This window comes from Mesobacillus sp., from assembly GCF_049588175.1.
In the GTDB taxonomy this organism is placed as follows: Bacteria; Bacillota; Bacilli; order Bacillales; family Cytobacillaceae; genus Mesobacillus.
This window is the reverse complement of sequence record NZ_JBAVFI010000103.1, coordinates 1-3250: the sequence shown is the minus strand read 5'-3', so window position 1 is coordinate 3250 and position 3250 is coordinate 1. Positions and strand designations below refer to the sequence as shown.

At 41.4% G+C, this 3250-nt stretch carries 4 protein-coding genes; 2 read left to right on the top strand and 2 right to left on the bottom strand.

Features of this window, described 5'->3' with window-relative positions; all coding sequences use genetic code 11:
* Positions 1 to 262: 262 nt before the first annotated feature.
* Positions 263 to 1249 carry a metal-dependent hydrolase gene (locus WB217_RS02190; protein WP_423990227.1) on the bottom strand — a complete coding sequence of 329 codons (987 nt, stop codon included), beginning with the start codon at positions 1247 to 1249 and terminating at the stop codon, positions 263 to 265.
* A gap of 153 nt (positions 1250 to 1402) precedes the next feature.
* Here WB217_RS02190 and WB217_RS02185 point away from each other — a divergent pair, with 153 nt between their 5' ends.
* Together WB217_RS02185 and mutY are read left to right on the top strand one after the other, a co-directional pair.
* Entirely contained in the window at positions 1403 to 1699 is a 297-nt protein-coding gene (locus tag WB217_RS02185; RefSeq protein WP_423990225.1) for a hypothetical protein, read from the top strand.
* A gap of 81 nt (positions 1700 to 1780) precedes the next feature.
* Positions 1781 to 2854: an A/G-specific adenine glycosylase gene (mutY, locus tag WB217_RS02180; protein WP_423990231.1), complete on the top strand. Its 1074-nt coding sequence runs from the start codon at positions 1781 to 1783 to the stop codon at positions 2852 to 2854.
* A gap of 71 nt (positions 2855 to 2925) precedes the next feature.
* Here the strand turns inward: mutY and WB217_RS02175 are convergent, their stop codons facing one another.
* Positions 2926 to 3150 (bottom strand): hypothetical protein, encoded by a 225-nt coding sequence (locus WB217_RS02175; protein WP_423990229.1) that lies wholly within the window; start codon positions 3148 to 3150, stop codon positions 2926 to 2928.
* Positions 3151 to 3250: the final 100 nt, after the last annotated feature.

Sequence of the window (3250 nt, the reverse complement as noted above, 5' to 3'; positions counted from 1 at the left end):
AATAAGGGTCATTGGAACAATACAAGGATGAAAAAAGCCAATCCAATGTTCCAATAAGGGTCATTGGAACAATACAAGGATGAAAAAAGCCAATCCAATGTTCCAATAAGGGTCATTGGAACAATACGAGGATGAGAAACGGCCAACCCAATGTCCCAATTGAGGATATTGGAACAATCTAATGAAGAAAACCTCCAACGAATTGTTTTAACAAAAATCCCCGGCAGACTATCAGTCTGCCGGGGATTTTATTATTAAGTAATTACCCTTCTCCAGGAATGAATTCAAGCTTCTTCCTTAATTTCTCCTCACTGTAAATCCAGCCTGTATAGGAGCTTAGAATTCCTAATTCTTTGCTGAGATTCACGACAGCAACAAATGGATAGTGGCCATTGCTGCGATAGCGCAAGTCGATGAACCTTACTTCGTAGTAATCATCATATTCATCACATTCCCAACGGTAAACTGGCGAAAATGACAGGAAGGCTGAAAGATTTTTATCTTTTTTAGCCGCTTTAAGAACCGGTGTTTCAGGAACAGGAACACGGTTAAATTGATCCAGGATCCTAACGTGGCTTTTTTGGGCACGGCCGACAAAGAATTGATGCTTGTTCATCACAGCCACTCTCCATTGGTTGAATCTCATGGTAGGGGCAATAATGATGTCTGTGGCATCAGGAACAATTTTTATAACAGCTTGCTTTACCCGGTGTTTAACAATGAACCGGTATATATAGTAGAAAACAAGGATTGCGTATATTGTCAGGAAAGTGTATCCAGGATTTGCTCCAAATGCCCATAGAAACAATCCGACAACATGAATTCCGAAAATAATTGGATCAAAGGTGTTAATTACTCCTAAAGCGACCCATTTCGACGAGAAAGGCCTTAAAGCCTGTGTTCCATATGCGTTGAAAATGTCGACGAAAACATGAAGGAATACAGCGATAAATGTCCAAATCCATAAATGAAGCAAATTTGCTTCCGGATGGAAAGCGTATATAACCCCTGTAATCAGCAGCGGCCAAAGAATCACTGCGGGGATTGAATGGGTGATTCCACGGTGGTTACGTATATAAACTGCATTATTCTTCAATTTCAATACAGTGTCAATATCGGGAATTTGTGAGCCGATGAGTGTCGCAATTAAGACACTGCTGTCAGTGACGGTGCTTTCACTGACTGCGGGATCGAGCGTTGCTAATCCGCCAAGCGCAAATCCCATTACTACGTGGGTTCCGGTATCCATCTAACCGCCTCCTTAAAAAGATTTTTTAGTTTCATGAAGTTATAGGTAGTTAAAAGTTCTTGTCACAACAGAAATTATAGTTTACTTTTAAAGGGTTATATTCAGCAGTCTGCCCTTTACGATCAATATTTTTTCATAAAGGAGCTGTCTAGCATGATTCAAATGATTATCCAGTATGAGGTAAAACAAAGTCTGCTTGGCCAATATCGGGAGGCTATCGATAAAATTTCAGATATGCTCCCTGAGTTTGAGGCAGATATGTTTTCATACAGCCAGTCGGATCAAAGGAATATGTTCATTGAATCATTCTATGTACCGACTGAGGCACATTATCATGCAATGAAAAAATTACGCCTTTCCCGGAGCCATTCTGTATTCGGCCGCCTTGAAGACTTCGTGCCTGGCGGGCTTGAACGCATAGGCTTCATGGCCATAAAGCAGAAACGATAATATTATATTCCCAAATTAGCGGGATGTTTAACACTTGGAGGAACAAAATTGGCAACAGACATCAAGAAAAGTGTAGAAAAGATGGATATAAAATCCTTTCAGGATGACTTGATCGGATGGTTTGCAAGTGAGCAGCGTGATTTACCGTGGAGAAAAGATAAGGATCCTTACAAAGTATGGGTATCTGAAATCATGCTACAGCAAACGAGAGTAGATACCGTCATCCCATATTTTAATCGATTTTTGGATCATTTTCCAACGGTTGAGACGCTGGCAAATGCTGACGAAGAAAAGGTACTGAAGGCCTGGGAAGGTCTTGGGTATTATTCCCGGGTACGCAATTTACAAACCGCTGTCAGGGAAGTACATGAAAAATATAGTGGTAAAGTTCCGGATTCACCTTCGGAGATTTCTTCATTAAAGGGAGTTGGCCCATACACAGCTGGTGCCATTCTGAGCATCGCCTACGGTTTGCCAGAACCAGCTGTTGATGGAAACGTGATGAGAGTATTGTCCCGTATTTTGCTGATTTGGGATGATATCGCCAAACCGTCCTCACGAAAAAATTTCGAAGAGGCAGTAAGAGAGCTTATCTCTCACGAAAATCCCTCGTTTTTCAATCAGGCACTGATGGAGCTTGGTGCTCTTATTTGCACTCCAACATCGCCATCATGTTTGCTATGTCCGGTCAGGGAGCATTGCCAGGCCTTTCATGCAGGTGTCCAGTCTGAATTGCCGGTGAAAACTAAAAAGAAAAAACAGAGAAATGTGCAGCTGGCTGCAGGCATCTTTACGAATGATGAAGGAAAAATCCTGATTCGTAAAAGACCGGAAACGGGTTTACTTGCTAACTTATGGGAGTTTCCCACTGTTGAACAGAGCCTTGATTTCCAACGCCAGCGCGATCAGCTTGCAGAGCATTTTGAAGAACAATATGAAATAACACCGAAGGTTCATGAGTCTATCGGGCAAATCGATCATGTTTTTTCGCATTTGAAATGGAATATTCAGGTGTACAGCGCCAGTTTTACAGGGGGAATCAAGGAAACGCCACAGTTAAGACTTGTTTCCGAAAATGAAATCGAAGAATTTGCTTTCCCGGTCCCATACCAAAAGATGCTTAAGCAGTATCTCGAATACAAAAAGGCTGACTAACCATTGAGTTATCAGCCTTTTTATTTTTTTATCACAGGTTCGGTCTTGCTCAATTGTTTATGCGTTGGATATCAGTCATAGCTTTGTTTTGTGCCATGTGAATAATCAGCTTCATGACGATTCAAGCCGCCTCTTCGTTCAATTTCTTCAATGATTTCCCTATGGATTGACTGGCCTTCAACATTTAAGTAAGGTACCATTTGCTGCAGGGAATGGTGAAAGAAAGCAAGCTCACTGTCCTTCCAATCCGTTTTCGACATCATCGACAATTCGGTCATATCGCGTCCTACATACATCTGTATCATCCTTTCAAGTGTATTTAACCTATGGTTATTGTTTTCAGCTTCGAATGTTTTTATCAAACAGATAGAGGGTGATTTCTTCCGCATTGTCATA